Source organism: Opacimonas viscosa, from assembly GCF_024199005.1.
Taxonomy (GTDB): Bacteria; Pseudomonadota; Gammaproteobacteria; order Enterobacterales; family Alteromonadaceae; genus Opacimonas; species Opacimonas viscosa.
In genome coordinates, this window is record NZ_JANATA010000417.1 from 1 (window position 1) to 210 (window position 210).

Below are 210 nucleotides of genomic sequence, written 5' to 3' on the forward strand. Positions count from 1 at the left end.
TAGGCCGTGCAGTAATTAAGACATCTGCACTTAAAAACCCCGTTTGCCATATCAAAGCGCCAGCAGTGGTATTTGAAGATCAGTATGAATTGGATGCTGCGTTTAAAGCTGGTGATTTGGATAAGGACTGCATTGTTGTTGTTCGCTTCCAGGGGCCTGCCGCTATCGGCATGCCGGAGTTGCACCGCCTGACACCACCATTAGGTGTGT

Annotated in this window: 1 pseudogene; it reads left to right on the forward strand. The window is 49.0% G+C overall.

The features are described 5' to 3' along the window. Nucleotides 1–210 (forward strand): annotated as a pseudogene (locus NLF92_RS14120) (dihydroxy-acid dehydratase domain-containing protein); the annotation flags it as partial.